The organism is Acinetobacter guillouiae CIP 63.46, from assembly GCF_000368145.1.
In the GTDB taxonomy this organism is placed as follows: Bacteria; Pseudomonadota; Gammaproteobacteria; order Pseudomonadales; family Moraxellaceae; genus Acinetobacter; species Acinetobacter guillouiae.
In genome coordinates, this window is sequence record NZ_KB849283.1 from 1,371,906 (window position 1) to 1,394,034 (window position 22,129).

General features: G+C 37.4%; 20 protein-coding genes. 11 read left to right on the plus strand and 9 right to left on the minus strand.

All coding sequences use genetic code 11. The features are described from left to right. Positions 1-118: 118 nt before the first annotated feature. From fabR to F981_RS11545, 3 genes are all read left to right on the plus strand, one after another. A complete protein-coding gene (fabR, locus tag F981_RS11535; RefSeq protein WP_004721706.1) occupies positions 119-814 on the plus strand; it encodes an HTH-type transcriptional repressor FabR in 696 nt (231 codons plus the stop codon). Between the two features lie 44 nt (positions 815-858). Then, positions 859-1,689 carry a 4-hydroxy-tetrahydrodipicolinate reductase gene (gene dapB, locus F981_RS11540; protein ID WP_004721708.1) on the plus strand — a complete coding sequence of 277 codons (831 nt, stop codon included), beginning with the start codon at positions 859-861 and terminating at the stop codon, positions 1,687-1,689. Between the two features lie 249 nt (positions 1,690-1,938). Further along, positions 1,939-2,955 carry an AI-2E family transporter gene (locus F981_RS11545; protein WP_004721710.1) on the plus strand — a complete coding sequence of 339 codons (1,017 nt, stop codon included), beginning with the start codon at positions 1,939-1,941 and terminating at the stop codon, positions 2,953-2,955. 161 nt (positions 2,956-3,116) lie between these two features. Here F981_RS11545 and F981_RS11550 read toward each other — a convergent pair whose 3' ends face one another. From F981_RS11550 to F981_RS11560, 3 genes are all read right to left on the minus strand, one after another. Next, a complete protein-coding gene (locus tag F981_RS11550) occupies positions 3,117-4,811 on the minus strand; it encodes an AMP-binding protein (RefSeq protein ID WP_004721712.1) in 1,695 nt (564 codons plus the stop codon). A gap of 476 nt (positions 4,812-5,287) precedes the next feature. Beyond that, the gene (gene rapA, locus F981_RS11555; RefSeq protein ID WP_004721713.1) at positions 5,288-8,125 is read right to left on the minus strand and encodes an RNA polymerase-associated protein RapA; all 2,838 of its coding nucleotides are present in this window, start codon (positions 8,123-8,125) and stop codon (positions 5,288-5,290) included. Positions 8,126-8,264: 139 nt separating this feature from the next. Then, on the minus strand, positions 8,265-8,909 hold the full coding sequence (locus F981_RS11560; protein WP_004721716.1) for an RluA family pseudouridine synthase: 645 nt from the start codon (positions 8,907-8,909) through the stop codon (positions 8,265-8,267). Positions 8,910-9,216: 307 nt separating this feature from the next. On the opposite strand from F981_RS11560, the gene F981_RS11565 reads away from it, so the two are divergent. Further along, entirely contained in the window at positions 9,217-9,918 is a 702-nt protein-coding gene (locus F981_RS11565) for a YidX family protein (protein ID WP_004721717.1), read from the plus strand. 72 nt (positions 9,919-9,990) lie between these two features. Next, a complete protein-coding gene (locus F981_RS11570; protein WP_004721719.1) occupies positions 9,991-10,989 on the plus strand; it encodes a hypothetical protein in 999 nt (332 codons plus the stop codon). A gap of 632 nt (positions 10,990-11,621) precedes the next feature. On the opposite strand, the gene F981_RS11575 is transcribed toward F981_RS11570, so the two are convergent. Continuing rightward, positions 11,622-12,203, minus strand: coding sequence for a TetR/AcrR family transcriptional regulator (locus tag F981_RS11575; protein ID WP_004721722.1), 582 nt, complete (start codon positions 12,201-12,203; stop codon positions 11,622-11,624). A gap of 261 nt (positions 12,204-12,464) precedes the next feature. On the opposite strand from F981_RS11575, the gene F981_RS11580 reads away from it, so the two are divergent. Continuing rightward, entirely contained in the window at positions 12,465-13,313 is an 849-nt protein-coding gene (locus tag F981_RS11580) for a hypothetical protein (RefSeq protein ID WP_004721724.1), read from the plus strand. Between the two features lie 72 nt (positions 13,314-13,385). Here the strand turns inward: F981_RS11580 and F981_RS11585 are convergent, their stop codons facing one another. Further along, entirely contained in the window at positions 13,386-14,021 is a 636-nt protein-coding gene (locus F981_RS11585; protein ID WP_004721726.1) for a cation efflux transmembrane domain-containing protein, read from the minus strand. Positions 14,022-14,189: 168 nt separating this feature from the next. On the opposite strand from F981_RS11585, the gene F981_RS11590 reads away from it, so the two are divergent. Next, the gene (locus tag F981_RS11590) at positions 14,190-14,594 is read left to right on the plus strand and encodes a Cd(II)/Pb(II)-responsive transcriptional regulator (protein ID WP_004721728.1); all 405 of its coding nucleotides are present in this window, start codon (positions 14,190-14,192) and stop codon (positions 14,592-14,594) included. A 28-nt stretch (positions 14,595-14,622) separates the two neighbouring features. On the opposite strand, the gene arsB is transcribed toward F981_RS11590, so the two are convergent. Further along, the gene (gene arsB, locus F981_RS11595; RefSeq protein ID WP_004721729.1) at positions 14,623-15,699 is read right to left on the minus strand and encodes an ACR3 family arsenite efflux transporter; all 1,077 of its coding nucleotides are present in this window, start codon (positions 15,697-15,699) and stop codon (positions 14,623-14,625) included. A 6-nt stretch (positions 15,700-15,705) separates the two neighbouring features. After that, complete coding sequence (locus tag F981_RS11600) at positions 15,706-16,029, minus strand: ArsR/SmtB family transcription factor (RefSeq protein ID WP_004721732.1); 324 nt, start codon at positions 16,027-16,029, stop codon at positions 15,706-15,708. Between the two features lie 98 nt (positions 16,030-16,127). On the opposite strand from F981_RS11600, the gene arsC reads away from it, so the two are divergent. The 3 genes from arsC (at position 16,128) to F981_RS11615 (ending at position 18,383) form a co-directional block, all read left to right on the plus strand. Further along, a complete protein-coding gene (gene arsC, locus F981_RS11605) occupies positions 16,128-16,556 on the plus strand; it encodes an arsenate reductase (glutaredoxin) (RefSeq protein ID WP_004721734.1) in 429 nt (142 codons plus the stop codon). A gap of 165 nt (positions 16,557-16,721) precedes the next feature. Further along, entirely contained in the window at positions 16,722-18,122 is a 1,401-nt protein-coding gene (trhP, locus tag F981_RS11610; RefSeq protein WP_035371560.1) for a prephenate-dependent tRNA uridine(34) hydroxylase TrhP, read from the plus strand. Positions 18,123-18,131: 9 nt separating this feature from the next. Beyond that, on the plus strand, positions 18,132-18,383 hold the full coding sequence (locus tag F981_RS11615; RefSeq protein ID WP_004721738.1) for a YfhL family 4Fe-4S dicluster ferredoxin: 252 nt from the start codon (positions 18,132-18,134) through the stop codon (positions 18,381-18,383). A gap of 272 nt (positions 18,384-18,655) precedes the next feature. Here the strand turns inward: F981_RS11615 and F981_RS11620 are convergent, their stop codons facing one another. Then, positions 18,656-19,513 carry a LysR substrate-binding domain-containing protein gene (locus F981_RS11620; RefSeq protein ID WP_004721740.1) on the minus strand — a complete coding sequence of 286 codons (858 nt, stop codon included), beginning with the start codon at positions 19,511-19,513 and terminating at the stop codon, positions 18,656-18,658. Positions 19,514-19,666: 153 nt separating this feature from the next. Here F981_RS11620 and F981_RS11625 point away from each other — a divergent pair, with 153 nt between their 5' ends. Then, positions 19,667-20,323, plus strand: coding sequence for an FMN-dependent NADH-azoreductase (locus tag F981_RS11625; RefSeq protein WP_004721743.1), 657 nt, complete (start codon positions 19,667-19,669; stop codon positions 20,321-20,323). Between the two features lie 177 nt (positions 20,324-20,500). Here the strand turns inward: F981_RS11625 and ahpF are convergent, their stop codons facing one another. Beyond that, positions 20,501-22,066, minus strand: a complete 1,566-nt coding sequence (ahpF, locus tag F981_RS11630) for an alkyl hydroperoxide reductase subunit F (protein WP_004721745.1) — start codon at positions 22,064-22,066, stop codon at positions 20,501-20,503. Positions 22,067-22,129 lie beyond the last annotated feature (63 nt).

Genomic DNA, 22,129 nt, shown 5'->3' on the forward strand with positions numbered 1-22,129 from the left:
TTTAATTATTATACACATGTATATATATTTGTATATACGCGTGTATTGTATCTAGACATTTCATTTATGTAATGACAAAGGCTATAATGAAAAAAATATTTTAACTATTTGATACTTTATGAATCCAACGTCCGTATTACCTCAGAACCCAGCTACCCTTCAAGATCAAATTCATGAGCTTGAAAAAGTTTCTGTACGTACTGTTGGACGCAAAGCGACAATTACCAAAGAAGAATTATTCCAAGCCGCCTTAAATTTGATTGGACCGCAAAAAAGTATTTCATCTTTAAGTTTAAGAGAAGTTGCTCGTGAAGCTGGGATTGCGCCAAATAGTTTTTATCGTCACTTTAAAGATATTGATGAGTTGGCGATTGAACTGATTGATCGTTCAGGCGTGGTGCTCCGTCAAATTTTGCATGAAGCTCGAATCAAGGCAATTAGACAAAGCAGTATTATTCGCAGTTCAGTTGAAGTATTTATTGAACAACTAGATGCCGATGAAGGTAATCTAAGTTTACTACTGCGTGAAGGTTATACAGGATCAAAGCAATATAAACTTGCTGTAGACAAACAACTTAATTATTTCCAACAAGAACTCCAAGAGGATTTGATTCGAATAGAACGCATCAATCACAGTAAATTAACCCATCCTGATTTAGTCGCCAAAGCCATTACTCAGCTGGTATTTAATATGGGTGCCAAGGTGATTGATTTGCCGATTGCTGAACGTAAAGAAGTCGCTGAACAAACCATGGTGATGATTCGCATGTTACTCGAAGGTTCGCGTCATTTAGACGAAGCGCAAATTAAATAATACCTATTCTTTCATAGCCTATTAAATATAAGTATCAAGACCCAATGATCAGTCACAATCAACAAAATATTCGTGTAGGCATACTTGGTGTGACTGGCCGCATGGGACAAATGCTAGTTCAGGCCTGTCTCAATGTGGGACTAAACATTACTGTTGCTACAGCAAGAGTTGCAAGTGCAGCGATTGGTCATGAACTAGGACAGTATCTCAATCTAGCACCGTTAAATGTGCTTATTTCAGATCGTTTGGAAGACGTCATTCAGCATTGTGATGTGGTAATTGATTTCACTACAGCAGAAGCATTATCGCAACATTTAAAAATTTGTCAGCACGCTAAAAAGCCAATGATTATTGGTATCACTGGTTTATCTGAGCAATTAAATCAACACATTGCTCAAGCCACGCAAGATATTGCTATCGTGCATTCAGGCAATTACTCCATTGGTGTCAATCTTAGTGTTGATTTGGTTCGAGTTGCTGCCCAATTATTAGGTACAGGATTTGAAGCTGAAATCATCGAAGCACACCACCGACAAAAAATAGACGCACCATCAGGTACTGCATTGATGTATGCAGAAGCAATTGCTCAAGTCAGAACGAAATTGCTCAGTGATTTAGCGGTCTATCAACGCCATGCTCAGGTTGCTGAGCGAGCACCCCAACAGATCAGCTTACAAGCCATACGTGGTGGAGACATTGTTGGTGAACATAACACAATATTTTATGGTCATGGGGAACAGGTCGAAATCAAACATATTGCAAGCAATCGGATGAACTTTGCGACTGGTGCAATTCGTGCCGCAATGTGGTGTATTTCTCAACCCGCTGGCTTATATAACATGCATGACGTAATTCATTTGAATCACTCGCTTTAATAGCGCTCTATGTACTATTAAATGTACGCAGCATTAAAGTTTTTCTGATCAATCCCACGATAGTGATCTTTTATCTTTCTATAACGTTTTTTAAAGACTTTTCACCCAGTATTGAGGTCAAATATTTTCACATTGAATTAAGCTTTGTATTTAAAAATAGCTATCTCGCCGCGAGTTAGAGTGATATAAATCTAACTTGGTATTTTTATATTCCCCTATACATCAATTGTATAATTGAGCTCTATTCACATGAAACTGTTAAATGATCGTCAAAGTATTATTGCAAGTTACGTACTCATGCTGATCTTTTTGTCTTTACTGATTCCCTTGCATCTTTTAGCATCATTTTTTGCAGGTTTTGTTGTTTTTGAAATCATCAATAGTTTAGGTAGCATTACGGAGAGATATATTGATGGTCAAAGAGCTCGCTTGACCATTAGCATTATTCTAGCCGTCTTTATTATTTCTTTGATTGTGCTCAGCATCACAGGCTTAATCAGCTTTGTTCAACATGATTTGCAAGGTGCGGGAATCAATGCCATCAGTGACCAAGTCGATAAAACCTTACAAAAGCTACAACTTGAAGTGGCACAATATATTCCCGGATTTATTCCTTATTCACTCACTGAATTAAAAGATCAAACCTTTGATTTAATCAAAGATAATTTATCAACTTTAAAAAGTACCGGAACAGGCTTCTTACATAATTTAGCCACCATGCTGATTGGTATGATTGTGGGGATCCTTGTCTCATTAAACCAACTGCGTCCACAGCCGGATCAGCCAGAATTTAAGCGTGCCATGATCACACGTATTGAGAATCTTTCGTCATCTTTTAAAAATGTGGTGTTTGCTCAGTTTAAAATTTCGTTAATCAATACCTTTTTATTTTTGATTTTCTCTCACCTGATCCTTCCTGTATTTGATATACATTTACCTTTTGCCAACACCTTAGTGATCCTGACTTTTATTTTTGGATTAATTCCAATTGTCGGAAACTTACTCTCCAATACCATTATTGTGATGGCAGGTTTAACCATTTCAGTATCTACCGCAGGTATCGCATTACTTTATCTGATTTTTATCCATAAGCTGGAATACTTTATTAACGCCAAAATTATTGGCACAAAAATCCATGCAGCGTCATGGGAAGTGTTATTGGCAATGTTAGTCTTTGAGTCGTTCTTTGGCTTAGCGGGTCTAATTGTTGCACCCATCTTCTATGCCTATATCAAGTTAGAACTTAAACAAGCCGAAATGATTTAAAGCTGAAATGATCTAAAACATAAATCATTTGGTCGTCAAGAAACCCTTCTTTTAAAGGTGTGAAGTATTACTTTGTAAAAGAAGAGAATTAAAAAAGCCTGAACTGAACAATATTACAATTCAGGCTTTTTTCCTAATAATGCGAATGTAGTTAAAAACTTTTATTCCCAGACCACTTCTTTTTTCTGTTGTGCCCAAGCGTCTAAAAATGGCTCATAGCGACTTTCAATTTTATTACGTTTAATTTTCATCGTTGGAGTGAGTAAATCATTTTCCATGGTCCATGGTTCATTTACTACGACAAAGAAGCTGATTTTTGCATGGGGCTCAAGTTCTTCATTGATCTTCACTCTTAATGCTTTTAAGGTGTTTTCAATTTCATCTCGCTTCGGGTTCTGCTTCAGACTGTTACGAATATCTTCAGCCAACATAATAAAGGCAACTGGTTGTGGTTGGCTTGAACCACCAATACATACAGATTCAATTAAGGCCTGATTGCCGATTTTTTGCTCAGTCGGAACTGGCATGATGTATTTGCCTTTGCTTGTTTTAAAAATATCTTTAATTCGACCAGTAATTTTTAACCGCCCTTCAGCATCGATCTCGCCCAAATCCCCAGTACGTAAAAATCCATCTTCGGTCATATCTTCTGCAGTTTTTTCAGGATTTTTATAATAGCCCAACATAGTTCCTGGGCTTTTTACCAGAATTTCACCATTTTCATCAATTTTACACTCCACTTTAGGTTGGGCATGCCCCACATAACCACTGGCAAACTGCCCCACACGTGTCACATGCGAATAACCACAATTTTCAGTCATACCATAGACTTCAAGTAACTCTAAACCTAAATTTCGATACCATAAAATAATATCTGTAGGTAATGGTGCAGCAGCAGTAAATGCATAACGGACATGATTTAGCCCGAGCTTGGTGAGTAATTTCTTTTTGACCAATTTACCCAACACAGGTATTTTGAATAAAATCTTTTGTATATGGAGGGGTATTTTTTCATTAACCCCCAAATAGAACTTGGTCCATAAGCGTGGCACTGAAAAGAATAATGTAGGTTTGGCACGATTCAAATCTTCGACAAAGGTTTCAATTGAATTTGCAAAATACACGGTAAAACCGCAAACCATCAATGAAGATTGAATAAAAATTCGCTCAGCAACATGTGCAAGTGGTAAATAAGATAAGGCCCGATCAGATGTTGTCACTTGATAAGTCAATCTGAGTTCACGAGCGCCAGATAAAAGCGTCGCAAAACTTTGCATAACCCCTTTAGGTACACCAGTACTGCCAGACGTATAAACGATGGTCGCTAAATCATTTTTATTGGGTAATACTGGGTTTTCTAGTGGCGCAACAGATTGCACAATATCATTCCATTGCGGTGCGTCGAATTCAGGTGATAATGCCAAACGCACACAAGCTAAATCTTGTGGAATGATTGTTTTTACCTCATTCCAGCTATCCGCTTTACCGTCCAATTTTCCAATAAATAAGAGTTTTGCTTCACTATGGTTGAGTACATAAGCTGCACCTTCCGCATTGAGTGTTGGATAGAGTGGGACTGAGATATGACCTGACATCCAGATCGCTAAATCTGCCATAAGCCAATGCGCACTATTTTTACCATAAATTGCGATCGCACTCTTTTCAGGCAAGTTTAAAGACTGTAAATAACTCGCCATACTGCGAACTTGTTGTGCAACTTCCGACCATGTGTAATGCACCACATTGCCATTGGCCAATGGTTGTACAAACACATCTTTTTGCGGTAATTGCTTTTCCCAATGAAGTAGATAGTGCACATGGGTATCATGAAACTCAACAAAATCCTTGTTTTCCATATCATTTCTTCCATTATTTTAAGTTTTTATCTTGGCTATAGACGGTTACTTTCGAACTTGTCTATTTGGATACACAATACTGAATGATCAAATTACATGGGTGAGTAAACTTTATCTCTAAGGAACAAATCTAGATCAAAGTAGACTATTTTAATAGCATAAAAACGGTTGCGATGTATACAACAAACTCCCTGTAAATCCTTCATTGATTATTGTTGTAAAGTAGATCTCATCCAATGATACATGGCGTTTCTATCGCGTGGTGACATTGAAGCATGGTCTATAGCCCCTCATACAAGATATGACCATATAAATGGTGCAATAATAGGAATTAATTTTTATAAATGGTTATAACTTTTACATTTAAAATCAAATAAATAAAAATAACCCAATAATTGATTATTTAAATATGCATAACATATACATCAAAAAAGCCCCCGAAGGAGCTTTTATAATCTAGATAAAATTACACTAAATTAAGGTTTAACCACAACCAATACCTGAATCGCTTCTGGGGTCACAGAAACACCTTCCAATAAGCTTAAACCTTCTTTCTGGAATTTCTGTAAACGTTCAATTTCATCTGCACGAATACTTGGATTGAATTGCTTTAAGTAGCTTAAACGATCAATTTCATATTGCCATTTGCTACCATAAATTTCTTTAGCTTGCTCTTTTAACTGCGGTAAAACACCTTTAGCAATATCTAAAGCTTGTGCATAGCGTTCTTCAATCACTTCACGACGTGCTTTCACCACTTGACGACAGCTGTTGCTATCTAAATGATGTAAATACGGCTTAATAATTTCTGGATCAAGCTTAGCAGTAATATCCTGACCCGTTTCAGTCAATAACACTCGAATCAATTGTGTCGGCAAACTTGAAGGTAGGTTTAATGCTTTAGGTGCGACCACATCCACTTTAAACCAAACTTCCAACAAGATCGTGCCTTGTTTAAGTGCATTGGTTTTTAGAATTGCAACATTGGTACTACCAAAAGATTGAGTACGGATAATTTCCATCACACTTTCAGTAAACGGATGTTCAAGTGTTAAATATTGCGCGTCTTCACGGATCTGTGCCTGATCACGATAGAAGGTTGCAGTCATGCCCTCTTCGTCGATATCCAAGCCTTGCACTTGCATTTGATCGGTTGGTTTAATAATCACCGTACCATTGCTTTGCTCATCAAAGTCAATGTTGGTTGATGCCATAAACCGCTTCATAAACATTGGCAATAAAGTATTGTCATCATAGTCTTCAAGCGCAGTAACAATTTCTTGTGCCACGATCGGACGACATGAATTGTATTCCAATAAACGGTCACGACCATCTTGCAATTCAACTTCAAGTGCTTGACGCTGTACATTGACAGCTTCAAGAAGTTCTTCAAAGGCTTGGCCTTTATCATCCAATAAGCAATCTTTTAAATCGACAATAAAGTTTTCTTGTAAGGTTTGTGCTGTAGGCGAAATATTACTGAAAATATTCAGCGCTTCATTATACCAACGGAACATACGCTCTTGCGCTGTACCTACAAGATAAGGCACATGAATCTGAATACGGTTTTCCTGACCAATACGGTCTAAACGACCAATACGCTGTTCAAGTACATCTGGATTTGCTGGCAAATCAAACAACACAAGATCAGAAGCAAACTGGAAATTACGCCCTTCTGAACCAATTTCAGAACACAGTAAAATCTGTGCACCATAAGAATCTTCAGCAAAATAAGCCGCTGCTTGGTCACGTTCCAATAAGCTCATGCCTTCATGGAACATTGCGGTGCGGATACCCGCATGGATGCGTAAAGCATTTTCAAGTGCTTCAACAACTGGACCACTACGTGCAATCAGCAATACTTTTTTATGTTTTAAATCAGAACGTAATCGTTCCATCAACCACATAACACGTGGGTCTGTTTCCATCCATGCGCCATCAAGTTGCAGCTCTTCTGGCCACATTTGTTCGCGTAATTTTCCATCTTTAGACCAGTTTTCTGGTGCTGGCAATGGTGCAGGTTGGCAATCACGTCCAGGGAAACCTTGAATTGCTTCACGGGTATTACGGAACAAGATACGACCTGTACCGTGACGGTCTAAAAGCTCATGAATTGCACGGAAACGATGTTCAGGCTGATCTTCAATCGGATGACCTAATAATTTTTCAACTGCTGCCAAATGTTCCGCTTCAAGTGGCAAATCTGACATCAACACTTCAGCAATTTTAGCAGTGTGATGATATTGCTCTTCTTCATCAAGGAAACGATCAAGCGAACTAAAACGTTGTGGATCAAGTAAACGTAAACGGGCAAAATGGCTTTCTACACCTAACTGTTCAGGTGTTGCAGTTAAAAGCAGCACACCTTCAGTTTTTTCAGCAAGCTCTTCAACAAGGTCATAACGGTCATTACCGCCTTCCTCTTCACTCCACATCAAATGATGCGCTTCATCGACCACCAACAGATCAAAACCAGCTTCAATGGCTTGCTCACGCAAATCATCATGATCAATCATCAAATCTACTGAAGCAATGATACATTGTTCAGTCAGGAATGGATTGAGTTCAGGATCATGCTCTTTGATTGAAGCTGTACGAGTAAGATCAAACAATGAGAAATTCAAATTGAAACGACGACGCATTTCAATCATCCATTGATATTGTAATGAATCTGGCACAAGAATCAGAATTCGCTCAGAACGACCGGTTTTGAGTTGTTGATGGATGATGAGTCCCGCTTCGATTGTTTTACCTAAACCGACTTCATCTGCAAGTAATACACGAGGTGCAAATCGCTTACCCACTTCATGTGCAATATACAGCTGGTGTGGAATCAAGCCTACACGCGCACCAACCAAACCACGTAATGGTGACGTTTGCATATTGGCTTGCATTTGCATCGCTTCAATACGTAAGTCATACCATTCTTTATAGTCAATTTGGCTTGCCAATAAACGCTCTAAAGGCTTTGACAATTGAATTTGTGCGCCAATACGCGTTTCGTTTAACGCTTTTTTCTCTTGTTCACCATTATCTAATGTACGAATAACATTGTAACGAATCACACCACTACGATCATCTAAAGACTCGACAATCCACTTGATGCCTTCTTGGTCTTGAACTTCATCATTGATATTAAAAACAATACGAGATAATGGGGCATTATTACGTGCATAGACACGAGTTTCGTCACTTTTTGGAAAAAGAATACTGATTGAACGTTCATCGACGTCAATCAATACACCTAAACCTAACTCAGTTTCTGTGTCCGATAACCAACGTTGACCTATAGCAAATTGTTGCAATTTTTCCACCTTTATCTCATGTTAGGGCTAAAACACGGTTGCTCAAATCAGGAGAATATTTGAACAAAGTTTATACCCATTACGCAATACTTTTTGACATAAAGCTCATTAAATTTTGAGCGACTTAATTTCAACTTAAAAATCTAAACTAAAACGGAACTGGACAATCAAATTGTACAAGCTCCTCTGTTTTAGGATGATGAAAACTCAGTTGTTGTGCATGTAGACAAAGTCGTGGCATAAGCTGCTGTTGTTCTACAGTTGCATATAAAGTATCACCAATAATAGGATGTCCTAAATATTGCATATGCACGCGTAACTGATGTGACCGTCCTGTAATTGGTGTTAACTCAACACGGGTTACAGCCTGTCCTTGAATTTGAAAATGTTGGGTTGCTTTCCAATGTGTTAATGCAGGCTTGTTATGTTCTGGATCTGCAATATGTAAGGGTGGATGTTCTGGATCATAAATCACAGGAACATCAACTGTGCCTTCACCATGTAAAGTGCCAGCAACAACAGCTTGATAGGTTTTAGAGGTTTGACGTTCTTGAAACTGTCTAGAAATACTTTTTTGTCCCCATTTACTCAGTCCAAATACCAAAATCCCAGAGGTATCGCGGTCTAAACGATGAATGAGTAAAGTCTTAGGCTCGATTTTTAATAATCTGTTGATAACACAATCTTGTAAATCTGCTGTTTTTCCTGGAACTGTGAGTATACCTGCTGGCTTATGGATCACCATAAAATCATCATCACGATGGATCAGGTGTTCGGTTAGAAAATTACTCAAAGTTCAGTTCCAATGATCACGCAAACAAGCAGGCAATTCTAAGAATCTTGGAATGAAATTACAATCAAAATTATCTGATTTATTCGATTATTCTAAAGAAAGAATAATAAATCGTACAATTGCTTTAAATTCATTGGCAATTTACAAGACAATCAAAAACTTTAGATACATTTTGCCAATCAATTGTGGGGAAAGTGGATTAATTCATTGAAAAAATAAATTATTGTCTATTTTTTGGTAAGTTAAAAACTTAACACCCTATTTTTTTAATGGTATAAACAATACCTTAAGATTAAATGAGCAAAATATGAATAAATTAAATTATAAATCTACATTGTCCATTTGTATTATTTCCGCATTTGCCATGACCGGCTGTGCAACTTCAACCCTTTTAAAGAAAGACAATGGTGTTCGTACCCGTAATGTTCAAACCGTATTGGTCAATGATACGGTTTTAGCATTTGGCAAACCATCACAAGCAATTTCGGCCCTACCTTCTGACAGCATTGTCATTGCAGGGCAAAAAAATAGTTATGTCATCACCAGTGGTGGTGCTCGATTTGTCAAAGTGATCACAGGACTTGATCCAAAATTTATTCAAATTGATAAAGCGCTGACCTTCAATTCAGAAAAAAATGATGGGCATTTTTCAGGAACCCTACCACTCAAATATGTCAAACTTTCTGAAGATGTCACTAAACAAGATCGTGCATTCTTTATTGAAAATGGTGCAGAAGAATGTACCACCTCAAGTGATCAACGTCTAAAAGCGCAACGTTTCTGTTTTAACATTACCTTATCTGGTCTGGTTTACCCTTCTGCTTCTAATATTTCATCACTAAAAGCACTGAGTAAACCCTATCAAGTCAGTATCTATACCACTCAAGAGGTAAAAGATTACTCAAAGGCTGGCAGTAAAACTGCAGATAAACTGGTGTTATTCCCTTTTGCTGTCGCTTTTGATGTAGTGACGTTACCGTTCCAAGCGCTTCATAAGATTTTTGATTGATTGAAAATAATTCAGGATATTGCATACAATATCCTGAATCTTAGCAAATATAAAAATACGATTCTCAATAGCATGATTCCACTTTCTTTTAACTATCTTTGGATTTTCTTTGTCGCTGGCTTTGGGACCATTATTTTTAGTCTATTTGCGATTGGATTAATATTTAGCTCAAAATTCAGAAATACCCTTAGGCATGGCAATATTTTTATTCAGTCTTTATTTGTCTGTAGTGTACTCTGCGTTTTTTTGAGCTTAGCACTTTATTTTCTTGTTCTATATACAAAAAATGAGATTGAAAAAGAGCATCATTCCCTACATAAAACATTAAGTTCGCCTGAGAAAATTTTAGGCATCCAAATGCCGCAAGGGACTGAACTTGAATTATTTGCACCCGATCAATTGACCTCATTGAGACAAGCCAAATTTCCCCAACCCGTATTATTTGGAAAGCTGCAAATTAACAGCATGAAAATTCCTCGTGGTATTGATTTGGAACTTTTTGATGATCGTTCAACCACATTAATGGGTACAGGTAAGGATACGATCGAAGGTTGGAATTGTCAGCTGATGAGCTATATTCAAGTCTATTTAGATGATGCTGGCAACATCATTGGTTTAGAGCACTGTAATCTTGCTCAAGATACGCAGCTAGAAAATATTATACTTGTGGCACAGGCAGATATCGAGCGTTCTAAATATCAAAAATATCCAGACAACTTTGTTTCTACAGATTACTGGCGGATTCACAATCCTCTCACCCAATACAAAGCTGTTTCCCTACAATGGGCAAATGTCTATTTGGATCAAAATAAACAACTCATCGGAATTGAAAATGGCACACTGACAGAAAAATTAACCTTAGGCGATATTCAATATCCAGCAAATACTGAATTCAATTTATTGGTTCATCCTTTAACACAAAATGAAACTTGGTTATTTACCCCGCCCAGTGATCAAAATGCGGTTGCTCGCAATGGCAAAGTCTATACGCATGATCAAACGATTTTTCAGCGCCCTAATGGCAAAATTGAACAAATCCTCAATAGCAATGATCCTAGAATTTTAGCCTGAAGAATGAATCACTAATGCTTAAATATTGATATTCCCAACAGTATAGGCATTTTTCAAGGTCTTTTATTTTTATCTCTAATATTTATTTACAATTATTCATTTCAATTTTCAAATTCTTGACCACATGCTTCGTGTATAACAATTTACTGCCATGTAAAGATAAATAGAATTCTGCTAGCCTAATCAACAAGGTCAAGAACTGGCTTTTAAACTCGATCAGCACTCATAAAATTAAACGCAAAGTACCAAAAATTAGATATTTTTTTTAACTTTTAAGCTGTTTGATAAAAAAACAAACAAATTCACAAAGATTCTGTTGTAAAAAACAACAAAATCTTTACAATCCAACTAAACAGACAAGTCTGTATAATTTGCTGAAAAAAACGAATGACCAGTGCATTCAGAGGGTATAAGAATAAATATAAGAAGATGCTTCAAGCATCTCTTTACCTAACAATTTATTGTTATGACAATAAATTGTTAGGTATATAAAAAACTTATCAGCAAAGCGCGATTCACTTCAAGTGGTCGCGCTTTTTTATTTTCAAGTTTAAGTAGTAAATTAAACAGATCAGCAAGCGCAAATCAATATTACTTATGCTTGCAACCTAGGATTTCAACAAACTTAAAGGTTAAACTGAACTCGGTTGGGCTAAAGCCAATTCCATCTGAATCAGGGTCTCTACCCGTCTCCAATAATCATCCAAACACACTTGCTGAGGATCTATTTGCGCCTGAATCGTCATTCCGTCAAGAAGACTCGACAAGAAAGAAGCAAGTTGAATATCTTGTTTAACACCTAAATGACGCAACGCATTACTCAAATGCCCTTTTAACCACTCTTTATAGTCAGTTGCAGGTTGAAGTGATGACGGATAAACTTTTGAAATTTCTTCTACGGCTTTTTGGAACATACAACCATTAAAATCTTCACTATGAAACCATGCGTTGTACCATGTGAAAATGGCTTTAATATGAGATAAATAATCTTGTGGATCACATTTAGCGATTGCAGCATCTAATGATTCTTGCAAATTGAGATTTCTCGTGACCAAACATTCTTCAATCAATTTGGCTTTAGATGGAAAATATTTATAAAAAGTCATTTTTGCAACGCCAGACTCACTAATAATTCGGTCTATACCGATAGAATTATAACTATATGTATTAAAGAGATTCAACGCTGTATTAATGATGTCCTCTTTTTTTGACATTTGTTTTTACCTGATGTACAAAAATTTAAGATTAAAATTAAAGCATTAGCTTATAAGAACAGCACATAAATACGAATTACTTCAAGTGTATGCTAAGAATTATATCTTAAATTCATATGAATACTGAGTTTTTATAAAAAAACATCAAGACTACAAAGGCAAGTATATGAAATATAAAATATTAAACCTGTATAAATACTAGCAAAACAAATTGTTTTTTACTATTATAAAAACGGCAAAATTAAAATTTTAATGCAGCATATGAGCATATTATCTTTCACGCAATCTGAACATACTCGTTTCGAGTTGCTGCATTTCATTCAAAATTCCTTGCAACCTGAATTATGGCAGCAAAATACTCAAGCTATCGCAAACTTAAAACGGCAAACACACTGTCATATTTTATTTAAGCATCCCATATTAGTCCAGTTGAATCAAAGCCAGCTGACGCTTGAACAGCTTAAATTCATTCATATTAATTATTTTACCGCGATTGTTAAAAATTTTACAGATGCACTTAGCATGGTAATTTATCAAGCCGTTAGCCTCGAAAAAAACCATAATATTCATCCAGAAAATAGGATTGCAGCTAAAATATATGCACGCTACTTACTGTCGCTAAACTTAATTGATGAACTGGGTTTCAATACACACCAACTCGAAAAAAGCGCTGCATCCAAATCACATCTGGTTTATTTTTTAAAATTGATGCAGCAGTTGGAATTAGATCCATTAGATCAGCAACAGACTGAAATAGAAGCTTTCGCATTGGCTCAATTTATTCACCAACATATCAATTCTTATACAGAATTATTGCTCATTTTGGCTTGTACAGAATTGCAAGTCATAAAGTTTAGTGAAGCACTCCGCAACAACATGTCGATTTACAACAGTAAATTTATTGAAGGTTATTATGCTTGTCATGGGCTGGCTGATCAAAATGACGCGACCCTTGCCAATGATGACAACCATCAAGATGACATTTGGACCCTACTGATACAATGCTATGATCAAAACAACCAACAGTATTTGGACCAAGTCCAGTCTGAGTATTTAGAACTCTGGAATAATTTTTGGAGCAAAATGGCAACCCGTATAACTGAAATTTAAACGCTTGCCTCATGATGGTTTTTTGATCCCATTGCTGAGATCAAAAATACCTTATTGTGGTTTAGATGAGCGTCATTGTAGTACTTGTTGAGTCGGCATATTTTGTTTACGTTCTTGTAATGCTTTCTTCATCACCTGATAACCGCCTGTTAAGCCTAAAGTCGCCATAATCACAGCCACAATAATATCTGGCAACATGCTTCCTGTACCAAACACCCCAAGTGCTGCAAAGATTACTGCGACATTTCCAATCGCATCATTACGACTACACAGCCAAACAGACTGCATATTGGAATCCCCATCTCTAAAAGCGTAAAGCACAAGGGCTGAAATCACATTGGCGATTAAAGCCAATACACCAATCGCTCCCATGGTAATCGCTTCTGGAGGGATCCCTTTCGTATAAGCATAAATCGTTTTGCCAATCACGACAAAACCAAAAATTGCCATGATTGCCCCTTTAAATAAGGCAACGGTCGCTCGCCAGTACAGACTTGCGCCTAACACCGCTAAAGAGACGGCATAATTGACCGAGTCACCAAAAAAATCCAGAGAATCCGCCCAAAGTGCAGAAGAATGTGCATACGCCCCACCAATCAATTCAACAAAAAACATGGCAAGGTTAATAAACAGTGCAATCCACAAAGCCGTTCTAAACTTGCTATTCGGTTTCTGTGGTGCAGGTTCATGACTACATGTACACGCCATGACACTTCTCCTTGATTCAATATAAATGGACTTATCTGCTTATTTTCAGTCAAGTTGGGGCTTTAAAGAAAATCAGCACATGCGTCAACAATGATGAAAAAATCAGCTATACTGCTATTTAAAACTATGGAGTTAGTCCAAGGTCAAGTTGATTCAGGAAAATAAGCCATGCAGCAATACTTAATTAGTGACCTCGCAAAAAAAACTCAGCTGTCGACGGATACTGTGCGTTTTTATGAGAAAAAAAATTTAATCAGATCCAGTTACCGTGCAGATAATAATTATAAATATTATGATGATGAAACATTAAAGCGGCTTATTTTTATTAAACGTTGCCGCGCATTAGATATGACCTTACATGAAATTACTCAACTTTTAGAGCATCTACAACATCCTGAACAAGGTTGTAAAATCATTGACCAATTGATTGAAGAACATATTCGACATGTAGAAACTCGAATATATGAATTACAGCATTTTAAATCGCAACTGCATGAATTACGTCAATCCTGCTCATCAAACACCACCATTGATCATTGTCAGATTGTCAAAAAACTTGAAGCTTCGGAATAATTTACATTGTGTTGAATGGGTCTTTCGGCTATTCCCTCTGCTGATTGAGCCCATCTGCCGATTTAAAAACAGTTTTGCGCAGCCATAGCGAAACACTGACCAACGCAATCAATACAGGGACTTCAACCAAAGGACCAATAATCGTGGTAAATGCGACAGGTGAAGCCAATCCAAATGTTGCAATCGCGACAGCAAGTGCCAACTCAAAGTTATTTCCTGCTGCGGTAAAAGAAATCGCCGTAGTTTTAGGATAATCATTGCCCATCCATTTGCTCATAAAAAAGCTCAGGAAAAACATCACCACAAAATACAGGGTTAATGGGATGGCAATTCGCAGTACATCGAATGGTAAGCTAACTACATCCGCCCCTTTTAAACTAAACATCGCCACAATGGTAAATAACAATGCCAATAAACTTAGCGGACTGACTTTAGCGATAAACGTATGTTGATACCAATCTAATCCTTTACGTTTAACTAGAATGATCCGACTTAGAAAGCCCAATAAAAATGGGATACCTAAATAGATTAAAACTGCATGTGTAATCGTCCAGAAGCTAACATCAATAACTTTTCCTGCTACACCAAAATACGGTGGTAGAACTGTTAAAAACAACCAAGCATAAGTACTAAAAAAGACGATTTGGAAAATACTATTAAAAGCAACCAAAGCTGCGACATATTGGTTATCACCACATGCTAAATTATTCCATACCAATACCATCGCAATACAACGTGCTAAACCAATAAGAATTAAACCCGTCATATATTCAGGATAAGCATGTAAAAACACAATCGCTAAGGCAAACATCAGGCACGGCGCGATTAACCAGTTTTGTAGCAAAGACAAAGTCAGCGTTCGTTTATCTTTGAAGACTTCAGCTAAGGTCGCATAATCCACTTTGGCAAGTGGCGGATACATCATCAAAATTAAACCTATCGCAATGGGTATATTGACTGAATCTAGGCTTAAACGATTTAAAGCCACAGTAGCCTGCGGGAAATATACGCTGATGCAGATCCCCAATCCCATCGCAATAAAGATCCATAAAGTTAAATTTCGATCTAAGAAAGAAAGCCGCGAAGTTGGCTGATTTGAGTTCATAACAGCTTACTCACAACAACTGTTGATCTGGATCAAGTCTGAACGACCCACAACTGAATTCGCAGTTTGAGCTGCAATTATGTTTAATACTGCATTGGCCCATTCTGGTAATTCAGGATTTAAACGGTAATACACCCATTGGCCTTTGCGTTGATCAAGTAAAATGGACAAATTTCTCAACAAAGCCAAGTGTCTAGAAATCTTTGGCTGGCTTAAATTTAAGGCTTCAGTGATTTCACAAACACAAACGTTCCCCTGTGCCAACACAATTTTTAAAATATCCAAACGAGTTGGGTCAGATAAGCACTTAAAGAAATCGGGTTGATCCATCGCAATTACTCAATTTTATGGTTTAGCATATTCACTATTGCGAATATACGCATATCCATATATAAATGCAATATTGCTTTTTAACAGAGAGTCGATCGATGTCATCTCAAATTAAGATTTATCATAATCCTGCCTGTGGGACTTCACGCAATACCCTTGCACTCATTCGAAATGCAGGTATCGAACCAGAAGTGATCGAATATTTACAGTATCCGCCAAGCAAAGCACAACTCATCGATTTGATTCAGCAATCTGCTTTGTCGGTACGAGATGCAATACGTAAAAATGTTGATGTTTATAAAACCTTAAAACTAGATCAAACAGAATGGACTGACGATCAGCTGCTTAATTTCATGTTGCAATACCCGATTTTAATCAACCGCCCCTTTGTCGTGACTGAATTGGGTGTTCGTTTATGTCGGCCATCTGAATTGGTTTTAGATCTCTTATCTGCGCCACAACGTGCTGCTTTTAGTAAAGAAGATGGTGAAATTATTATCGATCAGCAATTAAAAAGGCTTAAATAATTTTTTAGGGTTTTTCAAAAAACCCAATTAATTAAACATAAAATATTGAATATTAAGTGTTTTAATGAAAATTCACCCAGTTAATCCTGAGTGTTTTACTAGGTTGAATCTTATTTTCAAACCCTTACAATAAAACCATATTTTTAGTATGCCTTTTAAATTTATATGAGCATCTCACACATTACTGAACTCCTATCACCAGCTGGATCATTGAAGAATATGCGTTATGCATTTGCTTACGGTGCCGATGCGGTATATGCAGGTCAACCTCGCTATAGCTTGCGAGTTCGTAATAATGAGTTTGATCATGATCATTTAAAAATAGGGATTGCTGAAGCGCATGCCTTAGGCAAAAAATTTTATGTGGTGGTGAATATTCAACCACATAATGCTAAATTAAAAAATTTTATTCGTGATCTTGAACCTGTGGTCGCCATGCAACCTGATGCACTGATCATGTCAGATCCTGGCTTGATCATGCTGGTTCGAGAAAATTTCCCACAAATATCCATCCATCTGTCTGTACAGGCAAATGCGGTCAATTGGGCAACCGTAAAATTTTGGAAAAATATGGGACTCACCCGTGTCATTTTGTCACGTGAGTTATCTATCGAGGAAATTGAAGAAATTAAACAGAATGTACCCGATATGGAAATCGAAGTGTTCGTACACGGTGCACTCTGTATGGCTTATTCCGGTCGTTGCTTACTTTCAGGCTATATGAATAAACGTGATGCAAATCAAGGCGCTTGCACCAATGCATGTCGCTGGGAATACAATATTCACGAAGCAACAGAAGATGCATCTGGGGATGTCATTCCAGTCCAACAACTGGAGACAGCATCAGACTGTTGCAACAATAAAGATGCCGACGAGCAACACGCTATACAACAACATCAATTTGGCGAACCGGTTTTATTACAACGTCATAAAGAAGACATGTTTGCTGCTGAAGAAGACCAACATGGCACTTACTTTATGAACTCTAAAGACTTACGTGCAGTTCAACATGTAGATCGTTTAACCAAGATGGGCATTCATTCCTTAAAAATCGAAGGACGCACCAAATCTTACTTTTATTGCGCTAGAACAGCACAAATTTATCGCAAAGCGATTGATGATGCGCTACAAGGAAAACCTTTTGATCGGGCGTTAATGTCACAACTCGAAGGTTTAGCCAATCGAGGTTATACCGAAGGTTTCTTACGCCGCCATGTCCATGCCGAATATCAAAACTATGCAACGGGATCTTCTCAATTTGATCATCAACAATTTGTTGGTGAAGTGCTTGAACGCAACGATGATTACATCAAGATTGAGGTAAAGAATCGTTTTGTTGTGGGTGACTCCATGGAACTCATGACCACATCTGGCAACATCACATTTATTCTTTATGAAATTTTAGATAAAAATAGACAACCGATCATAGATGCAAAAGGCTCAGGATATATTGTAGAAATTCCAATTCCTGCCGATATTGATATGCAATATGCCTTATTAATTAGAAACTTACCAAATTCGACTGCTGATATTTCAGCATCATCATTGGCTTACCAAGCAGTTTAGGATATCGAAATGGCTTTAATGATTACAGACCAGTGCATCAATTGTGATATGTGTGTACCAGAATGCCCCAATCAGGCAATTTTTGAGGGCGAAAAGTTCTATGAAATTGATACACAGCGTTGTACTGAATGTGTCGGATTTTATGAACATCAAACCTGTGTGGATGTCTGTCCGATTGAATGTATTGTTCAAAATCCACAACATATAGAAAGCAAAGCGCAATTATTAAATCGCTTTCATTATCTAAGTTTGTTTGGCTAAGACAAAATGCGACACCAATTCTAATTTTGGAACGTATTTTGCTTAGTTAACGCATAGGTTCAGATAATAATAACAATAAAGAAAATGGAGCTGAGCTGTATGGCAACACAGCTCATAAAAAGGGGAAAACAATAACATTAGGGAAAAGCCAAGGTGTATTTGGGGAACACTTTGGCTTTTTTCTTATTTAAAAAATCACGTTTGATTTAAATTTTAATTTCAAGATAGGTAATTTAAGCAAAAAGCTAAGCGACGAAAAAATTCATAGATCTTTATTCATGGGCAAAATTTTGCGAAAACTTCTCCTTACACCACTGTTTGACTTCATTCACAATAAAATCAGCATCTGGCAAAGTTAAAAAATAGTAATTCCATGCCGTTTCAACACACGGCGATACAATTTTCAGCCGTCCTTGTTGTAAATCATTGGCAATCGAAATGCGGCTTAATAATGCAATCCCCTGCCCAGACAATACAGCCTGAATTGCATGACTTTCTTGCGTATAAAATACCTGCGCTTGCCCTGCTTGAATATGTAAGCCTTGTTTTTCAAACCATTTCTGCCAATTGACTCGATTTGGACAGTATTCATCTCCCCAGGTAAAGTGAATCAATGGTGCAGTCATCCAGTTCATAGTTGCAATATCCAAAGAGGGATGCCCGACAGCTACATATTCATCAACTGCTAATAATTCTGTATCAACATCTTGATAGCCCCCTGAACCATACCGAATCGCTAAATCATAGAGACCGGAAGTCATATTAACGAGGTCATAACTTGCATGTACCCGAAACATAATATTGGGAAAGCGACTTTGTAACTCTGGCAAATAGGGAATAATCCACTCACTTGCAAACGATGGTGTTGTGGTAATGGTCAATAATCTTTGTTTATTTTGCTCTAGTTGAAACAAAGCCGTTTGAATCTGCCCAAAACCTGATTGCACATGCTTAAGTAAATACTCTCCTTCTGGCGTCAGGCTGATCGAGCGTGTACGCCGCTCGAATAATTGAATATTCAATTGCTGTTCCAGCTTCTTGATACGATGGCTTAAGGCGGTAGCTGTTAAAAACAATTGGACTGCTGCTTTTTTAAAGCTGAGTTGTTCAGCAACATACTGAAAGGCCAACAACTGCTCCAAGGAATTATGCAAAACCACCAAAGATCACCGTGTAAAATATAAATGAATTATATTCAGTTATAACATGTATTTTTATCGTTTGTTGTTTTTTTCATATTCTATAAAAATCAATTTGAACAAACAACAAATTGAGTAATGATCATGGCAAATATACTAAAAATAGATACTAGTTTAAGAACAGGTATTTCAGGTACGCACCCACATGGTTCTTTAAGCCGACGCTTAACCGCATTATTTATTGATCAATGGAATGAAATTGATTCATCTGTACAAGTTAAACATCGTGATTTAGGTCAAAACCCACCGCCTTATATTGATGAAGAGTGGATCATTTCTGAATTTGGCTATGCAGAATCTGAAGAAAAGGCGCAACAACGCTTACAACTGAGTAATGAATTTATCGAGGAATTGCACTGGGCAGATATTATTGTGCTTGGTGTGCCAATGTATAACTTTGGCACACCTGCACATTTAAAGGCCTATATTGATCACATCGTGAGAATGAATAAAACCTACACATTTGATCTCAGCAAAGAACAACCTTACTCAGGGCTGTTAGATCATCAAAAAACCATGATTATCCTTTCTGCCCGTGGTGGGCATGACTTTGATGCAGTTGATGCGCCATTTCCCAATCATGCTGAACCCGCAATCAAAACAGCATTCAATTTTATTGGTATCGAAAAATTTCATGAAATTGCAATTGAGTATCAGGAATTTGGTGGCGAGTTGTTAGCACAATCGATCCAAGCAGCAGAACAGAAAACCATTGCACTTGTTCAAGAGCTGCAACATTAACAAAGCTTATTTTCGCAAGCTCTCTTCAATAGTATTCAATCTCCAACACAAAAAAAGGAATTGAGCTGTTAGCAACTCAATTCCTATCAAGGGTAAAACATGAGATAAATGTTAAGACAAGCCAAAGTGCTCATTGCGACACTTTGGCTTGCTTTTCAACGTGCAATCATCGAAAGATTATTGACCTGAACGAATGATGTAATCGAATGCAGATAAAGACGCTTTTGCACCCTCACCAGCTGCAATAATGATTTGTTTATAAGGCACTGTTGTACAGTCACCCGCAGCAAATACACCTTTTACATTGGTTTCATTACGATCATTCACCACAATTTCATTACGGTTTGAAAGTTCTACAGCAGTTGCTTTTAAGAAATCTGTGTTTGGTAATAAACCAATTTGTACAAAGATTCCCGCAAGTTCAATAGTATGCAGTTCGTCTGTTGCACGGTCTTTATACTTCAACCCTGTCACAATCGAACCATCACCAATCACTTCTGTAGAGAGTGCATTCAAAATCACCGTGGTATTTGGCAAACTATTCAATTTATCTTGAAGCACTTGGTCAGCACGAAGTTGAGTATCAAACTCGATCAATGTGACATGTTCAACAATACCTGCAAGATCAATTGCGGCCTCTACACCTGAGTTACCCCCACCAATCACGGCAACCTTTTTGCCTTTAAATAATGGACCATCACAGTGTGGGCAATACGCAACACCACGTGTTTTGTACTCTTTCTCACCAGGTACATTCATCTCTCTCCAACGTGCACCTGTAGATAAGATGACCGTTTTCGATTCAAGTTTTGCACCATTTTCCAGTTCAACTTCAACTAAGCCATTAGTTGTTTGATCAGCACCAACAATGTTTTTCACTTTTTGTAAGTTCATAATGTCCACACCGTACTCACGTACATGCGCTTCCATATCTGAACCAAACTTAGGACCTTGTGTTTTTTGTACTGAGATAAAGTTTTCAATATCCATGGTGTCCATGACCTGACCACCAAAACGCTCAGAAACAATACCTGTGCGAATCCCTTTACGTGCAGCATATACCGCAGATGTTGCACCAGCAGGTCCGCCACCAATCACCAATACGTCAAACGCTTCTTTAGCATTCAGCTTTTCAGCATCTTTAGCCGCAGCACCGCTGTCCAATTTCGCAACGATTTCTTCTAAAGTCATACGACCTTGACCAATATGTTCGCCATTTTGGAAAACCATAGGTACAGCCAAGATTTTGCGTTCTTCAACTTCATCTTGGAAGAATGCACCATCGATCATGGTCGCTGTAGTGCCTGGATTATTAATTGCAATCAAGTTAAGTGCTTGAACAACATCTGGGCAGTTGTGACAGCTTAAAGAAACAAATACATCAAAATTTGCACTCAGGTTTAAACCTTTAACTTGAGCTAAGATTTCATCAGAAACTTTTGGCGCATAACCTGATACTTGTAATAAAGCTAAAATTAACGAGGTAAACTCATGCCCCATCGGTAAACCAGCAAAGAATACACGAGGTTGTTCACCTACTTTTGCAATACCAAAGCTCGGTTTACGATCATTCTGACCATCGAAACGTGCAGTCACTTGATCTGACAGTGCAGCAATTTCAGTCACCAATTCTTTAATTTTGTCTGACTTATCAGAACCATTTAAAGAAGCAACAATTTCAATTGGGCTCTCAAGACGCTCTAACAATGTTTTTAATTGAGCAGAAGTATTTGTATCTAACATGCTAACAATCTCCAAGGGAGTAAATTTCTTTCGTTGAATGTATATTACGTCTATTTAAAAAAT

Bases quoted from the DNA above. Each gene is read 5' to 3' on its own strand.
- fabR (WP_004721706.1), top strand. From the start codon at position 119: ATGAATCCAACGTCCGTATTACCTCAGAACCCAGCTACCCTTCAAGAT.
- dapB (WP_004721708.1), top strand. From the start codon at position 859: ATGATCAGTCACAATCAACAAAATATTCGTGTAGGCATACTTGGTGTG.
- F981_RS11545 (WP_004721710.1), top strand. From the start codon at position 1,939: ATGAAACTGTTAAATGATCGTCAAAGTATTATTGCAAGTTACGTACTC.
- F981_RS11550 (WP_004721712.1), bottom strand. From the start codon at position 4,811: ATGGAAAACAAGGATTTTGTTGAGTTTCATGATACCCATGTGCACTAT.
- F981_RS11565 (WP_004721717.1), top strand. From the start codon at position 9,217: ATGAATAAATTAAATTATAAATCTACATTGTCCATTTGTATTATTTCC.
- F981_RS11570 (WP_004721719.1), top strand. From the start codon at position 9,991: ATGATTCCACTTTCTTTTAACTATCTTTGGATTTTCTTTGTCGCTGGC.
- F981_RS11575 (WP_004721722.1), bottom strand. From the start codon at position 12,203: ATGTCAAAAAAAGAGGACATCATTAATACAGCGTTGAATCTCTTTAAT.
- F981_RS11580 (WP_004721724.1), top strand. From the start codon at position 12,465: ATGAGCATATTATCTTTCACGCAATCTGAACATACTCGTTTCGAGTTG.
- F981_RS11585 (WP_004721726.1), bottom strand. From the start codon at position 14,021: ATGGCGTGTACATGTAGTCATGAACCTGCACCACAGAAACCGAATAGC.
- F981_RS11590 (WP_004721728.1), top strand. From the start codon at position 14,190: ATGCAGCAATACTTAATTAGTGACCTCGCAAAAAAAACTCAGCTGTCG.
- arsB (WP_004721729.1), bottom strand. From the start codon at position 15,699: ATGAACTCAAATCAGCCAACTTCGCGGCTTTCTTTCTTAGATCGAAAT.
- F981_RS11600 (WP_004721732.1), bottom strand. From the start codon at position 16,029: ATGGATCAACCCGATTTCTTTAAGTGCTTATCTGACCCAACTCGTTTG.
- arsC (WP_004721734.1), top strand. From the start codon at position 16,128: ATGTCATCTCAAATTAAGATTTATCATAATCCTGCCTGTGGGACTTCA.
- trhP (WP_035371560.1), top strand. From the start codon at position 16,722: ATGAGCATCTCACACATTACTGAACTCCTATCACCAGCTGGATCATTG.
- F981_RS11615 (WP_004721738.1), top strand. From the start codon at position 18,132: ATGGCTTTAATGATTACAGACCAGTGCATCAATTGTGATATGTGTGTA.
- F981_RS11625 (WP_004721743.1), top strand. From the start codon at position 19,667: ATGGCAAATATACTAAAAATAGATACTAGTTTAAGAACAGGTATTTCA.
- ahpF (WP_004721745.1), bottom strand. From the start codon at position 22,066: ATGTTAGATACAAATACTTCTGCTCAATTAAAAACATTGTTAGAGCGT.